At 40.3% G+C, this 20,280-nt stretch carries 20 protein-coding genes and 2 tRNA genes; 5 read left to right on the forward strand and 17 right to left on the reverse strand.

Features of this window, described 5'->3' with window-relative positions:
- Window positions 1-80 precede the first annotated feature (80 nt).
- Complete coding sequence (locus KJA62_RS03995; protein ID WP_213318721.1) at window positions 81-1,397, reverse strand: sugar phosphate nucleotidyltransferase; 1,317 nt, start codon at window positions 1,395-1,397, stop codon at window positions 81-83.
- Between the two features lie 83 nt (window positions 1,398-1,480).
- Entirely contained in the window at window positions 1,481-2,239 is a 759-nt protein-coding gene (locus KJA62_RS04000; protein ID WP_213318722.1) for an orotidine 5'-phosphate decarboxylase / HUMPS family protein, read from the reverse strand.
- Window positions 2,240-2,592: 353 nt separating this feature from the next.
- Between KJA62_RS04000 and KJA62_RS04005 the strand changes: the two genes are divergently transcribed.
- Window positions 2,593-2,850, forward strand: a complete 258-nt coding sequence (locus tag KJA62_RS04005; RefSeq protein ID WP_213318723.1) for a hypothetical protein — start codon at window positions 2,593-2,595, stop codon at window positions 2,848-2,850.
- On the opposite strand, the gene KJA62_RS04010 is transcribed toward KJA62_RS04005, so the two are convergent.
- From KJA62_RS04010 to KJA62_RS04050, 9 genes are all read right to left on the reverse strand, one after another.
- The gene (locus tag KJA62_RS04010) at window positions 2,830-3,957 is read right to left on the reverse strand and encodes an amidohydrolase family protein (protein WP_213318724.1); all 1,128 of its coding nucleotides are present in this window, start codon (window positions 3,955-3,957) and stop codon (window positions 2,830-2,832) included. The two genes, KJA62_RS04005 and KJA62_RS04010, sit on opposite strands and share 21 nt — an antisense overlap.
- A gap of 109 nt (window positions 3,958-4,066) precedes the next feature.
- Window positions 4,067-5,452, reverse strand: a complete 1,386-nt coding sequence (gene rho / locus KJA62_RS04015) for a transcription termination factor Rho (RefSeq protein WP_213318725.1) — start codon at window positions 5,450-5,452, stop codon at window positions 4,067-4,069.
- The gene (gene coaE / locus KJA62_RS04020; RefSeq protein WP_213318726.1) at window positions 5,449-6,054 is read right to left on the reverse strand and encodes a dephospho-CoA kinase; all 606 of its coding nucleotides are present in this window, start codon (window positions 6,052-6,054) and stop codon (window positions 5,449-5,451) included. The genes rho and coaE overlap by 4 nt, the downstream gene beginning before the upstream one ends.
- Window positions 6,048-8,699 (reverse strand): DNA polymerase I, encoded by a 2,652-nt coding sequence (gene polA, locus KJA62_RS04025; protein WP_246481897.1) that lies wholly within the window; start codon window positions 8,697-8,699, stop codon window positions 6,048-6,050. Before polA ends, coaE begins: the two co-directional genes overlap by 7 nt.
- Window positions 8,686-9,687: a S49 family peptidase gene (locus KJA62_RS04030; RefSeq protein ID WP_213318727.1), complete on the reverse strand. Its 1,002-nt coding sequence runs from the start codon at window positions 9,685-9,687 to the stop codon at window positions 8,686-8,688. Before KJA62_RS04030 ends, polA begins: the two co-directional genes overlap by 14 nt.
- 109 nt (window positions 9,688-9,796) lie before the next feature.
- The gene (locus KJA62_RS04035; protein ID WP_213318728.1) at window positions 9,797-11,380 is read right to left on the reverse strand and encodes an Npt1/Npt2 family nucleotide transporter; all 1,584 of its coding nucleotides are present in this window, start codon (window positions 11,378-11,380) and stop codon (window positions 9,797-9,799) included.
- Between the two features lie 228 nt (window positions 11,381-11,608).
- Window positions 11,609-12,124: a CDP-alcohol phosphatidyltransferase family protein gene (locus KJA62_RS04040; protein ID WP_213318729.1), complete on the reverse strand. Its 516-nt coding sequence runs from the start codon at window positions 12,122-12,124 to the stop codon at window positions 11,609-11,611.
- Window positions 12,060-12,236, reverse strand: coding sequence for a hypothetical protein (locus KJA62_RS04045; RefSeq protein WP_213318730.1), 177 nt, complete (start codon window positions 12,234-12,236; stop codon window positions 12,060-12,062). Before KJA62_RS04045 ends, KJA62_RS04040 begins: the two co-directional genes overlap by 65 nt.
- Before the next feature lie 65 nt (window positions 12,237-12,301).
- Window positions 12,302-12,389, reverse strand: a tRNA-Ser gene (locus tag KJA62_RS04050).
- A gap of 217 nt (window positions 12,390-12,606) precedes the next feature.
- Between KJA62_RS04050 and dnaB the strand changes: the two genes are divergently transcribed.
- The 4 genes from dnaB to KJA62_RS04070 all read left to right on the forward strand — a co-directional run bounded on the left by dnaB (window position 12,607) and on the right by KJA62_RS04070 (window position 16,743).
- Complete coding sequence (gene dnaB, locus KJA62_RS04055; protein WP_213318731.1) at window positions 12,607-14,025, forward strand: replicative DNA helicase; 1,419 nt, start codon at window positions 12,607-12,609, stop codon at window positions 14,023-14,025.
- 68 nt (window positions 14,026-14,093) lie between these two features.
- The gene (locus KJA62_RS05215) at window positions 14,094-14,183 is read left to right on the forward strand and encodes an AURKAIP1/COX24 domain-containing protein (protein ID WP_213318732.1); all 90 of its coding nucleotides are present in this window, start codon (window positions 14,094-14,096) and stop codon (window positions 14,181-14,183) included.
- A gap of 15 nt (window positions 14,184-14,198) precedes the next feature.
- Window positions 14,199-16,034, forward strand: a complete 1,836-nt coding sequence (gene mnmG, locus KJA62_RS04065) for a tRNA uridine-5-carboxymethylaminomethyl(34) synthesis enzyme MnmG (protein WP_213318733.1) — start codon at window positions 14,199-14,201, stop codon at window positions 16,032-16,034.
- Window positions 16,021-16,743 carry a lipoate--protein ligase family protein gene (locus KJA62_RS04070; protein ID WP_213318734.1) on the forward strand — a complete coding sequence of 241 codons (723 nt, stop codon included), beginning with the start codon at window positions 16,021-16,023 and terminating at the stop codon, window positions 16,741-16,743. The genes mnmG and KJA62_RS04070 overlap by 14 nt, the downstream gene beginning before the upstream one ends.
- On the opposite strand, the gene ndk is transcribed toward KJA62_RS04070, so the two are convergent.
- The 6 genes from ndk to KJA62_RS04100 all read right to left on the reverse strand — a co-directional run bounded on the left by ndk (window position 16,740) and on the right by KJA62_RS04100 (window position 20,280).
- On the reverse strand, window positions 16,740-17,162 hold the full coding sequence (gene ndk, locus KJA62_RS04075) for a nucleoside-diphosphate kinase (protein WP_213318972.1): 423 nt from the start codon (window positions 17,160-17,162) through the stop codon (window positions 16,740-16,742). The two genes, KJA62_RS04070 and ndk, sit on opposite strands and share 4 nt — an antisense overlap.
- Window positions 17,163-17,289: 127 nt before the next feature.
- Window positions 17,290-17,907, reverse strand: coding sequence for a Holliday junction branch migration protein RuvA (gene ruvA / locus KJA62_RS04080; protein WP_213318735.1), 618 nt, complete (start codon window positions 17,905-17,907; stop codon window positions 17,290-17,292).
- Window positions 17,908-17,919: 12 nt separating this feature from the next.
- Entirely contained in the window at window positions 17,920-18,447 is a 528-nt protein-coding gene (gene ruvC, locus KJA62_RS04085; protein ID WP_213318736.1) for a crossover junction endodeoxyribonuclease RuvC, read from the reverse strand.
- A gap of 46 nt (window positions 18,448-18,493) precedes the next feature.
- The gene (locus KJA62_RS04090; protein ID WP_213318737.1) at window positions 18,494-18,931 is read right to left on the reverse strand and encodes a hypothetical protein; all 438 of its coding nucleotides are present in this window, start codon (window positions 18,929-18,931) and stop codon (window positions 18,494-18,496) included.
- Window positions 18,932-19,298: 367 nt separating this feature from the next.
- A tRNA-Leu gene (locus KJA62_RS04095) sits at window positions 19,299-19,381 on the reverse strand.
- A 59-nt stretch (window positions 19,382-19,440) separates the two neighbouring features.
- The gene (locus tag KJA62_RS04100; RefSeq protein WP_213318738.1) at window positions 19,441-20,280 is read right to left on the reverse strand and encodes a hypothetical protein; all 840 of its coding nucleotides are present in this window, start codon (window positions 20,278-20,280) and stop codon (window positions 19,441-19,443) included.

The following is a 20,280-nucleotide window of genomic DNA, read 5'->3' on the forward strand; positions in this document are numbered from 1 at the left end:
TACAATATTAGTAAAAAAACCACTGCTAAAAGGAGCTGATACGAAAATATTGCGCGAAGGAAAAAAATTTCAACCATGCTTCAAAAAACATAGTTATCCGGAATTTCTGTCCCACTGGGTATAATGATTATACCATCTCTGACTGTTACTTTACCGTCTGGAGATTCATAATTTAGCAGCTCTTGACTGTTTGTTAGTATCACACCGTTACCAATGGAACAATTCTCATCTATGATCGCTTTCTGAATCAGGCAATCTTGACCAATTCCAACTTTTCGCGAATTTTTGAAAGAGTACCCACTATTCCCTATGAGAACAGAATCCTGAATCACTGTGTTTTGCCCAATAACGGAGCGTATTCCCAGCACACTACTAGAAATCTTCGAAGAATTAATTATAGCTCCTTCACACAATAAAGAATCTGAAATTAAAGAGTTAGAAATCATTGCTCCTGGCAAATGGTGATTCTTACTGAAAATCTTTCCAGCATCTCTGTAGCAACTAAGACCTTCGTCAGGATTCAATGGAAGTCTTGTTAAAGAGAGATTTGCTTCGTAATAGGATTCTATGGTCCCTATATCCGTCCAATAACCGTCGTAAACAAATACCTTAACATCTCCCTTCTGCATCTGCGTTTGTATAAGATGCTTCCCAAAATCTTCCCGATTATCGTTTTTTAATAAGTGAACTAACTCTTCTTTACGAAACAAGTAAATGCCCATGGAGCCCCAAAAAAATCCTTTATCTCCAAACTTTTGTTTTTTTCGACCACATGTAGATTGTGATTTAAATTTATCTAAAACTGCTGGAGACTGGGGCTTCTCATAGAAATCTTTCAAAGAATACTCATCATCAAAAAGCATGACCCCCATTCTAGTGGCATCCTTCTCGGGGATAGGCTGAGCAGCTATGACCATACTTGCATTTGTAGATTGTGCGTAATCAACCATTTTCTGAAAATTAATGTTGTATAGTTGATCCCCAGAAAGAATAAGAAAATATTCTACATCTACGTCTTCTAAATATAATAAATTCTGACGGATGGCATCAGCCGTGCCTTGATACCAAATTTTTTCACCATTTCTTTCTTCTGGAACTAAAAGATGTATCTGATCCTGTACTACGCCATGGTAAAAATAGGTCTTAAAAAGATGCTGCTGAAGAGTATATGTTAAATACTGCCCAATTACAAAAATCTTAGAAAAACCCGAAGTTATGGCGTGAGAAATAGGTATGTCTATTAACTTGTACCTTCCGCCAAAAGAAACTGTAGGTTTACAACGATTCTTAGTTAGGGGAGCAAGTCTTTTGCCTTCTCCTCCGCATAAAATTATCACCCCAACCTTATCTCGATAGGAGCATCCAAAATAGCGACCTGCGTTGTTAAAAGAAACCATCGAACCTTCCAGTTAATATTAATTTTAATATTAAAAAACTAATAAAACAAAACAAAAGTTTCGATTCTCGATTCTATTTTCAATCAATATTGATTATAAGCAATATAGCCTCGATTTCTGTACTCTCTAGAAATAATTTCTGGATCTCCCGATCCCAAAAAACTATCATCTATCAGAATAACATCTCCTCCACAAGCACCTATAACATGCTCTGGAGAGAGCTTTATGGAACAAAAAGTGTCTTCAATTAGAGACTTACGAATGGAAGTGAAATGCAAAAAACCTTCATTTAAACAAAGTCTTCTAGAACATTCAAACCCCATAATGAAATCTGGCCTCTTCTCAGCCCATCGTATGGCCACCAAGGAACTGTCACAGGAAATATCTTCCATGCTGCTATCTGCTAGTAAAACAATACCCCGCCCCTTATCCTTCCCTACTAAACTTAAGGAATCTATAATCTTTTCCCCCGAAGAAAGATGTACACTAACCAAATCTGCCCAATCCACCACCTTATATAACCCACCACCATACTGACGCTCTACAACCTCTCCTAATTCAGAATACTTTCTGTCCTCAAAAATCAAAAATTGATGTTTGTCAGCTATGCTCCGGAGGTTTCGCGAAAAATCTGGAGTAAAATCCTCTAGAATATCTACATGCGTTTTCAATATGCAGATATTAGGACCAATAGTTTCTGCTAATTTTAATATTTCGTGACTCTTAGAACTATTTGCGATTACACCTAAGTTTGTTTGCTTACTATGCATTAAAGAAAATAATTTCCTGGAAAGAGGATGCTTAGTTAAGTTGGCCCTTTCCTCATAAGATTGCCTCTGCATGATTTTTTCTTCCCCTCTACTGCGTCTATTGGTTAGAACCTTTCTTTACAGCTTTCCTCTTCGAGGCGTAACAAACTCACGAAAAGTTCAAGCAGTAAAACGTTCATTATTCGAACGCCTTCCACCACTTTTATCTACTAAAATAACTCTTCTCGATGCTCTAAGAATTTTCACGCTCTTAATTTTATAAGTTGCAATATTCGTTAATCTTTGAATTAATGAAACAAAAAACCCTCTCCTCAAAAATTTGTAAAAAAATAGTGCAAATGATTATTTCTTGCAGAAAAACAATTAACGATGACGTATACGCAAAGACCTATGTGTTACTAGCAAACTTATCACAGAAATAGAGTATGATCATCCAGGTATTCGTGGGGATCCCCTATAAAGAAACTCCCCCTCTTCTTCCAACACACTGGCATCGCACAATTCACCAGGGAAAAAAATTCGCAGGAAAGCGCCTACCATCACCGCACCCAACAACACAAGAAATCCAAGATTCTGTGCAAGAGCTCCTGGCAGAAATAACTAACAACTATCCATCGGGAACTAATTTATACTCAAAAATTGTGATATTCCCAGAAATTCTCTCAGGAATTATGACATCCTAAAAAAACTTCTGAACCGTGGTTGTGAATCCCATAAGCAACTCCGTCTATAACGATAAAAACGGGCCAACCAGAAAAACTACGACCTGCCAAAAATTTCCGTTCATATTCACTAGAAAACTCTTTCCTCGCAAAGTTACCTTTGAGTGAAGGGTCTACTAAGATAAAATCATCTTTGCTGATAGGTGTTTGAAAAGCGGACACTTGATTAAAGAGAAGCTGCTTGATTCTATCTAAAGGCATTATCTTCTGGGAAACTACGTGCATCATGAAGGGAATATAGAATTTGGCATCCAAGTCCTTGCTTCCTCCTAAAAAAGCGATCGTACTTATAGAATCCACAGTTCCATCCATTACAGCTTCCCAAAAAAAGTTTTCTTCTTCAGAAAATTCTAAGCATAGATCTTGAGAATCAACAAGAATTCTACCGCTACTTCTTAGGAAAAAACAACTTAAATGCACCTCCATAATAATCCTGATCCCTGAATTTTTCGCAGATCGGATCAGTTTCAACCCCTCAAAAGACCTTACTCCTGATATACGCAGAACGGTCCCATGCTTAGCAGAAAATTCCAAAGATTCTTCTACTGCTTTTTTTTCTAACTGCTCCTCAACCTGTATTCTCCTTCCTTCCATAAAAAAATCTAGGCGAAGTGCTACTTCTATCTCTTCCTCTGCAGCAAAATGAAATATTCTATCCATCATTCTGCTTGACAGGCCCTCTTCAACAAATAATTCTATTCCACAGCAGAGATTCCGATAGTGCCGGATAAGTTCTATTTCACTCAAATTTTCCGAAGAACCGCAAAAAAACAATCTATGCTTAATACGGACCTTATTTCCGACAAATAACTTGCCTAAAATAAGATGCTTCTCCAACAACTGAGAGACCGTCGTTATGGGAGAGTGTTTGTCATTAGAATAAAGAACAGTCGAAATACCCCTGGAAATCAGAGACTCTACGGCAAATGGCTCACACTTACCATCAACCCATGTTCCTGTTATCGCCGGTAATGCTAATAACGATGCTCCGTCCACGTCCTCGGGGAGGGAAGGGCACAAAATATCTGCTCTAGAGTCATTCAGGCAACAAACATTCTTGATAAACACAGCTACTTCCCTTAAAAACCCGTACACCCCTCCGGAAGACGAGCACCATTAGACCTTTCCCTACCTCGTATGAGGCATTCTGTTTCGGGAAACTTTTATAGACTATAAGTTATTCCTTCAAAGATAGTAAAAATTCTGCATTACTGTTGGTTTTCTTTAATCGACCAAGCAACAAGTGCATCGCATCAATTGCGGTCAGATCCGCAATTGCTTGTCTAAAGAGGTATACTTTTTCTAACTCCCCGGGGTGATATAACAGCTCCTCCTTCCTCGTTCCACTCTTGATGAGATCGATAGCAGGATATGTTCTACGATCAGCCAGGCGTCGATCTAGCACCAACTCCATATTCCCCGTACCTTTAAATTCTTCGAATATCACCTCATCCATACGGGAACCCGTTTCTATCAAAGCCGTGGCCAAAATAGTCAACGACCCACCATTTTCAATATTCCTTGCTGCCCCAAAAAATCTTTTTGGTTTATGTAAAGCACTGGCATCAACACCACCCGTCAAAATCTTCCCTGAATGAGGTTGCACAGTATTGTAGGCCCTAGCTAGTCGGGTGATAGAATCTAAAAGAATCACGACATCCTTTCCATGTTCAACTAACCGACGAGCTTTTTCTATGACCATCTCTGCCACTTGAATGTGTCTTTCCGGCTGCTCATCAAAGGTTGATGCTACAACTTCTCCCCGCACCTGACGAATCATATCTGTAACTTCTTCCGGACGCTCGTCTATGAGAAGAACTATCAACACAACATCGGGATTATTTACCGCTATTGCGTGGGCTATACTCTGCAAAATTACTGTCTTACCAGATCTAGGCGGAGCTACAATCAATCCCCTCTGTCCTTTCCCTATGGGAGCTGTCAAATCCAACACTCTTTCCGCCAACTGCTCTCTACTAGTCTCCATGACTATCCTTTCATTGGGGTACAGCGGAGTGAGGTTCTCGAATAATACTCTTTCCTTAGCCTTATCTGGAGTAGACCCATTGATTTTATCAACTTTCAACAAAGCAAAGTACTTCTCTTTTTCTTTAGGAGAGCGAATGGTCCCTACAATGGTGTCTCCCTTTTTCAAATCAAATCTACGAATCTGTGCGGGAGAAACATAAATATCTTCTGCTGAAGGCAAATAATTGTAAGTTGTCGACCTTAAAAACCCAAAGCCGTCAGGAAGAACTTCCAAAACGCCTTCTCCAATTAAGAGTTCATTGGGCCTTTCAGACTTCGCTTTAACAATCTCAAAAACTACTTGGGATTTCGTCAAAGAACCTATATTCTTGACTCCATATTGCCGAGCCAAAACGTTTAGCTCATCTATACCCATACGTTGCAAACCAGAAATTTTCGTTATAGCAACGGGCTCAGCCTCAACGTTAGGTGTGTTAGCAGATTCCCCTGTTGAGGAAGTTTCCGGACGAGGAGTTGTACAACATTTATTATCCTTCATCTTCGGCGAGACTGTTGAAGACTGCTCTTCTTTCATATAGCTCCTAGAGAGTAATAATATTCTTCTACTTTTTGTCTTAATTCTTCTATCGTACCGTTGTTCTGAATGATAACGTCTGCCACTGCAGCTCTCTGTTCATAAGGAAAAAACCTAGAACACCGCTGATAAAACTCTTTCTCCGAACAACCCATCTTCTGCAAGAAACGGTCCCTACGTATCCCCTCATCTGCTTGAATCAGCACCACAGAATCATATTTGTCTGCATAACTGATCTCATATAACAACGGCACTTCTGCGACAAATACTGGATGCTTACCAGATAATGCCACTTGCTGATACTCAGTTTCTATAACCCTACAAATCTCTGGGTGTAGTATGCTCTCTAACTCACATAAGAGTCCGAAATCATTAAAAACTTTCTCAGCAATCAATCGCCTATCAAATGCATTCCCAACAAGAACATCGTCTCCTAACAAGTTTACAACTCGCTTACCTATTGGTGTATGAGGAATAAGAAGACTGTGGGAAACCCGATCAGCGCTGACAACGTACGCGCCTAACCTGCGAAACACTCGGCATGCTTCCGTCTTTCCAGAGGAGGGATCCCCCGTCACGGAAACCTTCACTGATTCTAACATTCTGACCAATTTTTTCCAATTAAGATATTTGTTACCAACGGCACAGACAGCTCCATAGCGGACTCCATGACACTTACCACAATACTTTCGAGCTCTCTCAATTCGATATCCGGAGCCTCAAAAAGCAGTTCATCATGGATTTGCAAAATCATCCGACTTTCCATGTACGGCCTTTTTTTCAATTCCTCTGCCATATTACACATAGCTGTCTTAATTAATTCCGCTGCACTGCCTTGGATGATAGTATTCACGGCAAGACGCCCGGAGGCTGCTCTAGCTCCTTGCACCTCACTCCAATCTTCTATGATTCTCTCTCTCCCCATTAAGGTTTTTACTTTCTGATCTACTGAAGCTTGTTCTACGGTTTCATCTATGAACTTCTTCACCCTTGGATATTTAGAAAAATAGGCTTCTATCAAATCTTTAGCTTCTTGAAGACTTATTTTTAAAACCTTTGATAATCCATAAGCCTGCTGCCCATAAACCAATCCAAAATTGACTACCTTAGCTACCCTTCTTTGCTGTTCAGACACTTTGTCTACAGGAATACTGAAAACATTAGCTGCCGTAGAAACGTGCACGTCTTCGCCAGAACTAAAAGCTTCGCATAATCTTTCATCTTGACTTAAGTGAGCTAGAAACCGTAATTCTATCTGAGAATAATCTGCAGCAAGAAAACTTCCTGCAACAATGTCTTTTGGTTGAAAAGCTCTCCGAACTTCAAACTCTTTATCCGACTTGACAGGAATATTTTGCAAGTTTGGGTCTCGACAAGATAGTCTTCCTGTAGCCGTATTGGTTTGGTTAAAGGTAGGGTGAATTCTTTGAGTCCTTTCTGATACCAACTTAGGAAGCACATCTACGTATGTGGACAATAATTTATCATAGGATCGAAAAAGCAAAATCTTATCTATGACAGGATGAGCTCCTGAAAGCGCTTCCAAAGCCTCGGCCTTTGTCGTCATTTTCCCTGGAGATTGTAGCCCTAATTCAGTAAATAAAATGTGAGCTAATTGCTTCGGAGATTTAATATTAAACCTTTCTCCTATCAAGGAATAGATTTCTTCCTCAACAGCTTTTTGTTTTCTATGTAGTGCTTCGGAGAGAGCTCCCATTTGCTCTGTATTTACGAAGATACCTACCCGTTCCATTTCTAAAAGAACTTTCTCCAAAGGCATCTCCAGATCTTGAAATATTTTGCCCAATCCTTTTCTATTCAACTCCTTAGACAAGAATTCTTTAATCTCTGGAAGACGTCTAACTATTCGAGAAAAAAACTCCTCTGGATTATCCGGCAAATTCTCTATCGGTAGAGAAAGTTTCCAAAATTCTTTAGACGTTAACTTATTCGCATCTTCAAAAAAATTATATTTTATTAGTAGAGATGGGAAGGTTTCCTTGGCACCTCCACTAACTAAGTGCTCGGCCAAAGCCAAATCAAAAGAAACTTGAGGAATAGGGAACCCAGAGGATATCAATGCATGTAAGTCTCTCTTTACATTATACCCAATAAAACAAGTTTCAGGATCCAACAACAAAGAGGATATTGCTTCGCGAGCAAATGTTTGTTTTTCAGAAAAATCACAATAAAAGACGTCCCGTGAATTTTTTGTAGCCAAAGCAATGCCTTGAAGATTAAGAGAGGGTATATCTCTTCCCGTGTAAGCGCAGCTGAAGGCTATTTCGCGACCTCTCAAAGCTTCCACCATTTGAACGATCTGGTTGGAACTTGAAACAATTATAGGAAGAAAAGATTCCTCCAAAGAAACTGATTTAGTGACTAAGGTCCTGAACCCCTGTTTCATGTAAAAAAGTTGCAACTCTTCATTAGTTTCATCATGAGAAAACAAGTAATCATCTAATGATCCAGAAACAGGTAGAGAATCTTCCAAGATTGCCAATTTTTTACCCAAAATCAAGATATCCTTTTGATTTCTTAACTTTTCACCTCTGGCACCAGAAATTTTATCAATGTTCTCCACGATAGTTTCAACGTTCGTGTAAACCTTCAATAAATCTACAGCTCCCTTAGGACCAATACCACTTACTCCTGGAATATTATCTGAAGAATCCCCAACTATTGCCAAATAATCCGGTATAGATCTAGGGAGGATTCCATAAGATTTTTCGACATCCTTTTCTCTATATTGGACGTAATCCTTCCAGGGATTCATAGTATAAACACCATTCTGAACAAGCTGTAATAAATCCTTGTCTGCAGTGCAAACACAAACATTTATTTCTCGAGCCTTCATAGTCCTGGCAACACTGGCTATAACGTCATCTGCTTCGACCTCAGCCACCTCCAAAATCGGCAACCCTATGAGAGAGCAAAACTGCTTTATTTTTGCCTGTTGTTCTGGATAGTCTGGGAATTTTTGTATTCTATTGGCCTTATAGTTGGCATATAACTCTCGACGACTTTTTTTGTTATCTTCACCATCGAAAACGGCCACCATATATTTGGGAGAAAAATCTTTTATAAGCTTCTGTATGGACCGAACAAAACCGAATACAGCCTTCGTACCTTCTCCTGCAGGATTTGTCATGTCAGGCAATGCAAAATACGCCCTGTAAATAAAGCCAGAGGCATCTAGAACATAGAGAGTTTCCTGCTCCATCATTCCTCCTTTATATTCCAGCATACCAAGACAGCGTATTCTGTTCAGAAGGCACTACCTGATGATGTATTCTTCCAGAAACAAGTGGAGAATTCTGAAATTGAACCATAAACTTTTTCCACCACAATTCTCCGCAAATCCCCACAACACGATAATCACCGGCGATATCACATTTAGGTAATATTTCCTGGATTACCTGGTTAAAAGTGACATTAATTTCGTCAACAAAACCTTCTTTCTTAGCTTGCAGAGGGGGATAAACTCGTGCTCCTAGAGAATTTACTAACTTCGATTCCGTTAGTAGAGGTCTATGCTGAGAGACAAGAGAAACAAAACTTTGATAGAAAAAATCTACTATTTTTTGCCTTTCTTCCTTTTGGCTAGCATCCCAATCGGTGAAGGGATTTAAAGGAGCTTTATCTTTTCCACCACTCAACAATTCTGTTTTTATCCCGTAACGATTAAGACTATCTTTAACGTTGAAAAAAGGTCCCGTTAGAACCCCAACTGATCCTGTAAGGGATACAGAGCTAGCAAAAATTTTATCTCCCAAACAGGAAACATAATACCCACCAGAGGCACATAACCCTTCTATAAATACATAGACCGGGACAGACGTTCTCTCCTTCCATTCTTTTAACAAGGTGTACATTCGATGCACTTCAAAAAGCTCCCCACCAGGACAATCTACTTTCAGTATTAATCCCTTTACTCGATTCGTCAAAGGAGGTTTATCTAAACTTGCCAAGGCCGTCCGAAAAAATTCTTCGCTATGCCTAGAAGGACATATAACTCCTTTCAAATCAAAAACTGCAACAACAGGAGTTTCCTTACCTAAGGGCTTTACTTTTCCTTGAGCATCTGGAAGCGAAACCAACATGTTTTGGGAACTGGCCCCTACAATGGCTATGGCTCCCCCAAAAAGAACTACTATTGCAAGAAATAGTCCTGTTGAAATCCCCAAAAAAGAAATAAATGTCTTAGAACAAATTCGAAAAAAATATTTCACCATAAGAATATAAATTAAAATTTAGTTTTTAGTTTCCAAAAATGAAAAGATAAAGAAACAAAAGAAAAGCTTAAAGATGAATTTTTAAAAGACAGTCACAATAACCAACTTTTTATGACAGAATTGCTTTTGTGCCAGCCACTGTCTCCTGGGGGGAGCTCTCTTCCTGCTTACCTAAAGCTGTTGCTTCTCGAGATTCGGAGAAAACGTCAATCTGTCGCCCTAAATAAATTGTCACGACAACCCATGCCAATAGAATTACGAAGAGCGCTGTGGCTATGATGTGTAAACTAGCCGCCACGGAAGAGAAAAACACCAGCAAGCACTGGTATATTAAAGATCCTCCAGATTTCCCAACTCTAGAAACAACTCCATCGATAGCGGCTTTACCTTGCCGTTTTTCTTCTGCGCCCAATGGGATAAAAGCCATCTCTTTAATCTGATCAAAAAAGGTGAATTTCGCTGATCGGGTGAAAACATTGTGGAGCCCTCCCAGCCAAGCAGAAAGCGCTAAAGGAGTAACGTGCCAGAAGGGAACTAAATTGATGTCTCTTTTAGCTAAGAAAATAGCAAGGAAAAATACTATCCCAAAACCAGCGGCTACGACGGGAGTGACTAGGGCTCCAAAAGTCCACCCCCAAACCCTAATTGTTTGTCCTGTCAGTAAAATGGCCACGACCACAGAAAGCACGCCTATAAGGGTAGAAATTCTTCCCATGTAAGCATTATACTCTATGGCCGTAGAATAAATTTTACTAACCTGGTCTTTCCAAACTACTTCAAACAAGTGATTGACCAAGTTATATGCCAACACAATGAAGGCTAATCCCAAAAGATATTTCGAACGAAGAACGTAAGAAAACAAGTCCTTGAGGGAGGATTTTCCTTTATCTTCACTTTTCTTTTTAGAAGAAACTAATTCCGAGGCGTCTACAAAAGCCTCAGCTAGACCAACATAGTGCACTCGACGATAAAGATAGAAGATAGCTGCACTTGCCAAGCAGATCATCATTACTAAGTTAATCATAGCGCCATGCCACTCATCTTTAGCAAAGGGAACGTGTATGAAAGACTGTCTCCCAACCCAAACGGACAGCTCTCCGGCAACCACAGAGGAAAAATTCAATCCTGTATTAATGAGAGCATAGAATCTTCCGGCTTCTCGTATAGTCGTAACATCGTTAGCCAATCCCCAGAAAAACACAGAGAGCACTATAGAACTCCACAACTCGGAGATGACGTAGAATAGAGTGTAGCTCCAATAACGAATCATTACTATGAATCCTCGGAGACCTTTGGGCAAAATACCAGCAAGCTTGTTTCCCAATCCATGCAGATGCAGCGAATCACCGCTTGGGTAAATCAAAAGAACAAAAATAGCGAAAAAAGCTACGAAAAAAGAAAGGAAAATGTAAAAAACGACGTCCTTAGGATACCGGGCACTCAAAGCCCCATACACAGCCGTTACAACCACGGCTCCAGGAACAATTCCCCAAACCTTGATAAACGGTATGACTTCGGCCCCAGCACCTGCAGCAGCCACCATCAAGGCGTCTTTCATATTTTTTAGGAGACTATAGTTAAAACCAACGAAGAAAGCTAATAAGAACAGAGGAAGAAATTTATGCAGTTCCGAGCGATAGACCGGCCAAAAATAGGCTCTCAGTCTAGAAAAATCCTTTAAGTCCGACTGCATTCTCCCCTTCCCGTTTCAGGGTTTCGATAGTTCGAAAAACCCAAACACTCTACCCTCTCAGAGAGACCCGACCTATTCCTGTGAGTTATCTTGAAAAACATACTTTATGCACTATAAAGAGGTTGACCAGGAGAATACCTCATTTCAAAGAAAAAAACAATGATTTTGTGAACAAAACTTATCAGAAGAGGAGGATTTTAAGTTACTTATCAAAGCAGCCACTCTCGACTACTCCGAATGAATGAGACTTCTTTTATATCCGAGCAGCCTTTCAAAAAAAGCAGGAAAAACCAAGACACAAAAAGGCAGAAAGCAAAAAATTGGAAGCACTGGGCCGAAAAGAGTTACTCCAAAAAGAACTATAAATTGAAGCAAAGTAAAAACTTTCCCCCAAAGCATTGCTCGACAGTCATAACCTTTCCACCCTCTCTTGAAAGAGAGGTACGCACCAAAGACACATAAGGCAAAATCTCTGGAAAGCATCACCATCAGCTGGAGCGCGCTAAGAGTCCCTTCTAGATAAAGAACCGTCACACTGATTACAACAAACAATTTATCCATGAGAGGGTCCAAGACGGAGCCTATCTTCGTTGCAGCCTGGTACCGCCTAGCCAGATATCCATCGAGAAAATCACTCGCCATGGCCCCCATAACAGCAATTATTCGAAAAGGGAGCCGACTATACGCAAACACCAGCGCGAAGCCCAGCCGTGACACAGAGAGTAAGTTGCAAAAATTTCCCATTTGCTTTGTAAGATTCTTCCGAAGCTCCCGCCTGGCCGAAACTTTCACCTTCCGAGCGAGAGACCCCATTATAAGACAACGAGTCCAGCCTGGCAAGCAGAGATTTCAACATGTCTCCAAGGAACACACCCAAGGAAAGCCACAGAAAAGCCCTCAAGCGCCTTCGCGAACTACTATCGGAAAGAGAGGGATTCGAACCCTCGGTACCCTTTAGGGGTACGCGTCCTTAGCAGGGACGTACTTTCGACCACTCAGTCATCTTTCCATTAAGAAAGCTAGAAGATACCTTGGATCTGGAAAAAGAGCAATAACTCTTTGTTTTGTTCCTTGATTGTCTCCCCAAAAAATCAAAGATTCTTACAAATGAGTTTGTCTTGAAGGTTTCTAATCAAGAGTTTATTCTGAACTCTAGATTGATTTAAAAGGCTGTTCTGTTTATTCAGCAAGCCTACCCCAAAGTTTACTGGAAAATTATCTATCTTATGACAACAACATCTTCGCAACCCAGCTCTTCTAAAACCTTCGTAGCACCTAACTCTAAGGAATCCGAAATGATGGTGTTAGGGTGTATGCTAACAGATGTGAACAGCTTGAACATGGTAGCTAATCTTCTGAACAGCAACGATTTCTATTACCTAGAACATAAGATCATCTTTCATGTCATGCAAGAAGCGTTTCGACAGGACCGTTCAGTTGATGTGCATCTAGTAGGTGAGGAGTTAAAACGCCAAGATAAGCTAAATACTGTTGGTGGTTATTCCTACTTACTGGCCCTCGCTGAGTTTTCTGGGACTGCCGCCCACGTCGAGGAGTATGCAAAACTCGTAAAAGCAAAGTCTGTCTTAAGACAAATAATATCAACGGCTAAAGATATAGAACGCAAAGCGCTCGAAGAACCTCAAGATGTCTCTGCTGCTCTAGATGAGGCTCAAAACGCTTTTTTTCTTATTAGTCAAAAAACTTCTAAACATCAATACGTTCTGGTCTCAGAAAGACTAAAAGGATCCTCTCCCTCCTATCCAAAACCCTACTTAGTAGAGCTTCAGGAAAAGCAAGAACTTTTTCTAAAACAACAGAAGGACACAAGTAAGCCATACCAGCCTATCACCGGAATCCCAACTCATTTCATTGATCTAGATCGGTTAATCCACGGTTTTAATCCTTCTAATTTGATGATTCTAGCCGCCAGGCCTGCCATGGGAAAAACAGCCCTCGCCCTAAACATTGCAGAAAATGTGTGCTTCAAAAACAACCTGCCAGTCGGCATCTTCTCTTTAGAAATGACTGCAGACCAACTCATCCACAGAATGATTTGCTCGAAATCAGAAGTTGAGTCTCAAAAAATTTCTATGGGAAACCTTTCAGGAATAGACTTCCAAAGAATAGTTTCGGCCGTTAACGAGATGCAAACACATACGCTGTTAATAGATGATCAGCCTGGATTAAAAATTACAGATCTCAAAGCCAGAGCTCGAAGAATGAAAGAAAGCTACGACATTCAATTCCTTATCATCGACTATCTTCAGCTTCTCTCAGGGTCTACGCGAACGGTTGAAAGCCGGCAAAATGAAATATCCGAAATCTCGAGAACATTAAAAACTTTAGCTAGAGAACTAGATATACCAATACTGTGTCTATCTCAGCTCTCAAGAAAAGTAGAAGATAGGGCAAATCACCGCCCTATGATGAGCGATTTAAGGGAGAGCGGTAGTATAGAACAGGACTCCGATCTGGTTATGTTTCTATTACGTAGGGAGTATTATGACCCCCACGACAAACCAGGAACAGCTGAACTAATCATCGCAAAAAATCGTCATGGATCTATAGGCTCTGTTCCGCTAGTTTTCGAAAAAGAATTGGCTAGATTTCAAAATTATTCCGCATTGGAACCTTTAGCTTAGATCTTCTTGATTTTTATCTAGGAAACCCGTAATCTCTAGCTTTTTATAAGTCTGAAAAAACGAAACTCATGTCTTCTGTAAAGAAAAAACGAAAGTGTAAAATAGCCAAGCATAAGCGCAAGAAACGCAGACGAAGAGACCGGCATAAGAACAAGTAGGATTGGGGGTGTTCTATGTGGGCCTACCCGGTCGAGTACGATGTTATCGTTGTGGGAGGGGGACACGCTGGGTGTGAGGCCGCATATGTGGCCTCCAAAATGCGGGCCTCTGTCCTCTTGCTTACCTCAAATCTCGATACTATAGCTAAAATGAGCTGTAATCCGGCTATAGGGGGCATAGGGAAAGGACACATCGTTCGAGAGATAGATGCTCTTGGTGGCTTGATGGCACAAGTAGCAGATGATTCTGGCATACAGTTCAGGATTCTCAATCGAGCGAAAGGGCCAGCTGTTAGGGCTCCTAGAGCTCAGTCTGATAAGCAGTTGTACCATATCAACATGAAACGGGCCCTGGAGGAAGTACATAACCTTCATATCATGCAGGGGACCGTTGATTCTCTTATTGTTCAGGATGATCAAGTTAAAGGGGTTTCCACAAAGGAGTGTATTTCCTATCGCGGCAAAACTGTGATTCTTTCCTCTGGAACCTTTATGCGTGGACTTATCCACATAGGAGATAAAAATTTCCCAGGCGGTCGCTTGGGAGATGCAGCAACTCAAGGTTTATCAAAAGCTCTCCAATCTTTAGGTTTTCCTTTGGGAAGGTTAAAAACAGGCACTCCGCCAAGGGTACTTTCCTCCTCTATAGATTTTTCTCAAACAGAAGAACAGCCGGGTGAACCAGGGGTTTGTTTTTCTCATAGAGAAGAGTTTTTTACCCCAAAATTGCCTCAAGTCTCTTGCTATATTTCACGAACGACGCCTCAAACAAAGTTAATTGTTGAAAAAAACTTAGATAGATCAGCTTTATATGGAGGATCCATAGAAGGAGTTGGTCCTCGTTACTGTCCTTCTATTGAAGACAAAGTAGTCAAATTTGCAGATAAAGAGACTCATCATATTTTCTTGGAACCGGAAGGAATATACACAAAAGAAATATATGTAAACGGTGTTTCTACTTCCCTTCCGTTTGATGTACAGTACCAAATTATCCGTTCCATTGTCGGATTGGAAAACGCTGTAATCTCTCGCCCGGCCTATGCTATAGAGTATGACTATGTCTATGGAAATGTCATTCGAAGAACTTTAGAAAGTAAAATAGTTGAGGGTTTATTCCTTTGCGGTCAAATTAATGGAACTACGGGATACGAAGAAGCCGCTGCTCAAGGGCTTGTTGCTGGAATTAATGCTGTGAATAAAATTTTAGGAAATCCTGCTTTTATTCCGTCTAGGAGGGAGTCTTATATTGGAGTCATGTTGGACGATCTGACAACACAAGTTTTAGATGAGCCTTATCGTATGTTCACTGGAAGAGCCGAACATCGTTTAGTTCTAAGGCAAGACAATGCTTGTTTCCGTTTGATGCATTATGGAAAAACTTTAGGTACGCTGTCCCCAGAAAAGTGTGCCTTGTTTGAGAAGTATATGGCCACCCTTGAGGAAGAAAAAGTTCGTCTCAGCAAACTGCATAGGAAGATAGGCGATTCTGTTCTTTCTCTATCCAAAATATTGTGCCGACCAGAAGTCTCCTACGAGCGTTTAATGCAGATGTTCCCCGATGATGTGCAAGATCTAGGACCATTTCTTAACGCATCTCTTGAGATGGAGATCAAATATGCCGGTTACGTAAATAGGCAACTGGCTGTCATAAAGAGCTTGGAGAAATCTGAAAATATCCCTATCCCTCAGGGATTTGATTTTTCTTCCATCTCTGCTCTAAGCTTGGAAGCTCGAGAGAAACTAGCGAAGTTTTCCCCAGAAACCGTCGGATCTGCGTCACGTATTTCTGGGATTGCTTCCGCAGATATTCAAGTGCTAATCGTAGCCCTAAGAAAGCATGCTTACCAATAAATGCTTCCTAATCTACTTAAAAAATACTCCAATTTACCAGCAACTTCTTGTAGAAGAAGCTTTGTTACGTTGTGACTCCAGAAATATATGCTTAATTAATATTAATCCTCCGAGTTCGATCGTGCTTGGAATATCCTGTAACCCTATTGAGGACTTATTCATAGAAAACGTTCTCGAAGACAACATTCCTGTTGTTCGACGCTACAGCGGTGGAGGAACCGTTTACCTAGACCAGGATACCATTATGGTTTCTTGGATAATATCTGAAAATAAACCCTCACTCAGCCCCCAAGACATTCTTCTTCGTTCCTACACAACTTATGCCCCAATATTCCCCCCTTCTTTTGCTATACAAGGAAACGATTACGTCTTCGACTCTAAGAAATTTGGCGGGAATGGACAATACATGCAAAAAGGCCGATTTGTCCATCATACAAGTTTTTTGTGGGACATGAATCTTGAAAAAATTACCCGCTACCTAAAGCTACCACAAAAACAACCTGACTACAGAAAGAATCGCTCGCACTCAGACTTTTTAACAACGCTAAAGCCGCTCTTCACTAAAAAAGAAACTTTCGTAGAGGCCCTAATCGAAAGAATTTCAAATTGCATCCCCTTAGAAAAAGTCAAAGAAGAAAGTCTTTCCCCTTTTTTAGAGAAGGAGCACCGTGTAGCAACGGCACTCTTACACCTAGATCATTGTCGTTAAGAGGCATTAACAATTTCTGTACTAGCAAAAAAATAAGCCACTTCTATTAAAGCGTTTTCTAAACTATCAGACCCATGCACCGCATTAATCCCTACGGACTCACCGTAGAGAGCTCGAATGGTACCTTCAGCCGCATTTTTAGGATCTGTTGCTCCCATTAACTCCCTATTGCGAGCTATGGCATTTTCTCCTTCCAAAACCATGACAACAACAGGCCCTGAAATCATAAAATCTACTAATTCTCCAAAAAATGGCCTAGATTTATGAACAAAATAAAATCCCTCTGCTTGTTTTTTAGACAAGTGCATCATCTTCATTGCCGCTATTTTCAATCCAGCCTTTTCAAAGACGGAAACTATAGCCCCTATATTTGCTTTAGCAACAGAATCCGGTTTGATAATAGATAACGTTCTTTCCAACGCCATTGAAAGACTCCTCTAATTTTTAGTATTTTCAAGAGGGGCGATTATACACAAAAGAAACCTTTTTGCTTTACAAGGAAATATCTTTTGTAAAAACCAGTAATGCTTGTTGCGAAGCAATAAATTAGAAAGCTTTCTTTAAAGCTACCGGGATAATTTTCTCTAAAGAACTTTCTTCCGGTAATTCTTGGAGAGCTTCTGTTATCATCTTTTCTGCTAAAATTTTTGAATAACCCAAGGAAATCAATGCCAAAATTCCATTTTCCTTTAGACTGGAACCAGATTTTCTTAGCATAAGACCGCGATCTTTCCCAATTCCCCCCAAAGAATGAATCAATGCTGGCAATTTTTCTTTTAAATCTACCATTAACTTCTCTGCAGTTTTCTTCCCTAACCCAGGGACGGAAGCTATTGTCTTACTGTCCTCAGACCGAACAACAGAGGACAATTGTGCTAAAGAAAACGAATTCAAAATTGAGCAAGCTAACTTAGGACCAATCCCAGAAGACGCTATCAAAAGTCGAAAACATTCCCTCTCCTCCCTGGAAGAAAACCCATACAAAATATTTTCTGTCTCCCTAACAATGGAATGAACAAAAACGATAACTTCCTGCTCTATTTTGGAAGACAACTCTATAGACAAACGTTCTGGGACGTAAATACAATACCCCAAACCACCCACGTCAACTACTAAATAGGTAGGGAAAGCATTAGACAACGTCCCTCGAATGTACTCAAACATAGACTCTCTACTCTACAAAACTACTCTGGATGTTAATCTATTTCGAGACTGCGCATGACAAATAGCCAAAGCAAAAGCATCTGCAACATCTTCGTTGGACGGTTTTTGCAAGTCCGGCAATCCTAACAATCGGCTAGTCATCAATTGGACTTGTTCTTTCCTTGCATTTCCTTTCCCTACCACGGCTACCTTAGCCACAGCGGGAGGGTACTCAAACACCGGAATTTCGTTCAGAGAAGCTGCTAAGACCAACACACCCCGAGCCATGCCTAACTTTATAGTACTTTGAGGATTTTTGTGAACAAACTGTGTCTCTAATACGACTACAGAAGGCTTGTTCTCTGTAATGAGATCCCTCATGTTTTCAAAGAGAATACGGTACCTTTGAGTCAAAGATAATCTAGGAGAGGGTTCTATTTTTCCAAATTTATAGGGAACGAAGCGATACCGTTTTTCAACATATAAAAAAGCATAACCCGTAGTTGCTGTCCCCGGATCAATCCCTAATATAAGATCTTTTGTAGAAAACGCATCACCCAAAAAACTTCTCTCGTGTTCTCTTTTCTCAACCAACTTTATCAAAACCTTAAGTTTCTTCTTCAATAGAACTCAAGGAATTACATTCCTGCATAGGGACTTTTTCCAAACGATCTTCTAACACCTTAATTCTATATTCATAACAAAGTCGTCTGCTTTCCCCGATCTCTGCTTCATTAGCTAACTTAGCTATCTCTCTTTTAAGACCATCAATCACTTCCCCTCGATACTGACTTAATCTCAACTTCTCTTCGAGACGATCCCTTAACCAGCTGTTCTCACCAGCCAATTTCTCAATCTCAGCGTTTTTATTATCTTCTAAGTCACGCATTTCCGCACGTAATGAAAAAATTTCTTGCCTATGGAGGATACTCTCATCTTCAGATATTGTCGAAGATAAATGCTCTTCAGAAAAATGTTGAATATCTTCAGTCATTTTCAGCATGGCTGATAAAAATTCTTTTAAAATATCTTCTAAACTTTCCATCTCCTGATCTTTGCTATAACAAAGAAAGGCAAGAAAACTTGAAGGAAGTTTTTCATAGAAAAGAGAGCTTTCTATTTTCGCAAATCGCTTGAAAAAGAAAGTCTTTTTTATTAGGGAGGTTTTTTGTTTTAATAACGACATCAGTCGCAAAACGACCACCTCTACAAAGGATTTTCGCTACAAACGGATATATAACAAGGAAACCTTTTCTTGTCCTATAGAGAAACACAAAGAAAGCTCCGCCCTGAAGTAAGGGGCTAAAAAAGAAAAAGAAAGAAAACAAATTTTTTAGGGAAAGTGGCGAAGCTTAAAACGCCCCACAGCTAAGAGCAACATCCCGCCAACCACGTGAGACATAAGAAATTACTGCTCGGAACAAGACTCGAACTTGCACGGGCCCACGCCCAAGGGATTTTAAGTCCCTAGTGTCTACCATTCCACCATCCGAGCAAGAAGAAGAGAGTACAGATATGAATGTTAAGAGTCAAGTAGATAGACTAGAAGATCTTCTAGGAAAAAGAATCCTCCTGGTGTTCCAAGCCTTCAGGCTCAAGAGCAAACATCTCGTTAACGGATTCTCCTTTCTCCAAAATCGAAGCCACTCCGCTATTTCCTTCTGAAGCCAAAACATCCAAGGAGTCTTGTAAATTAAGGTCAACATCAACGCCGACAACCGAAGACTCAGAACCTACAGAAGTTGAAGACTCTCCCTTGGAAAAAACCTCAGAAATTAACTTAGAAGGAGGCGGAAGTAAAGAAAATTTCTTTTTACCCGAAACAACACTTTCCTCAGCTGCTTGCTCTTCAAGAACTTCTTCAACTACAGTCTCAAGAACCTCTTTCGAAGAATCAGCGACCTCTGCTACATCTTTGCTAGATTTTCTTTTCCCCTGCCGTTTTTTTTCCTTCCACTTGTCTGATTTAGAAGAAAACTCCTTTTTTGACTTTTTAACTGCATTTACGTCTGCAACTAAATTATCAACACTCTCTTCAGAAGAAATCTGATCCTGAGAATCTTCTGACTCCACAACAGTCTTTGGTACCGGTCTTGAAAGTTTCAACAGCGCCTCTCTCCCTCCGGCTATCTTGACTCCTTTTTCCAGCCCTACAGCCTTTAAGTTGATTCTTGCATCTCGAATTTCCATGACCTCATAGTCACTGACAGGCACAAGAAAAGGCTTCGTTCTGTCGCAGTTCCTGAAAAAGCCCATCTTTCCCACAGACACCACTTCCACTGCTTCGACAACAAAAGGATCTTGGGAAACATGTTTACTATTGCGAATCGATAACTTATATCCTTCTCTAGCTGTAATTACCGTCTCTATAACGGGATCTCTAGTAAAGTACAC

Origin of the sequence: Chlamydiifrater volucris (assembly GCF_902806995.1) — a bacterium.
In the GTDB taxonomy this organism is placed as follows: Bacteria; Chlamydiota; Chlamydiia; order Chlamydiales; family Chlamydiaceae; genus Chlamydiifrater; species Chlamydiifrater volucris.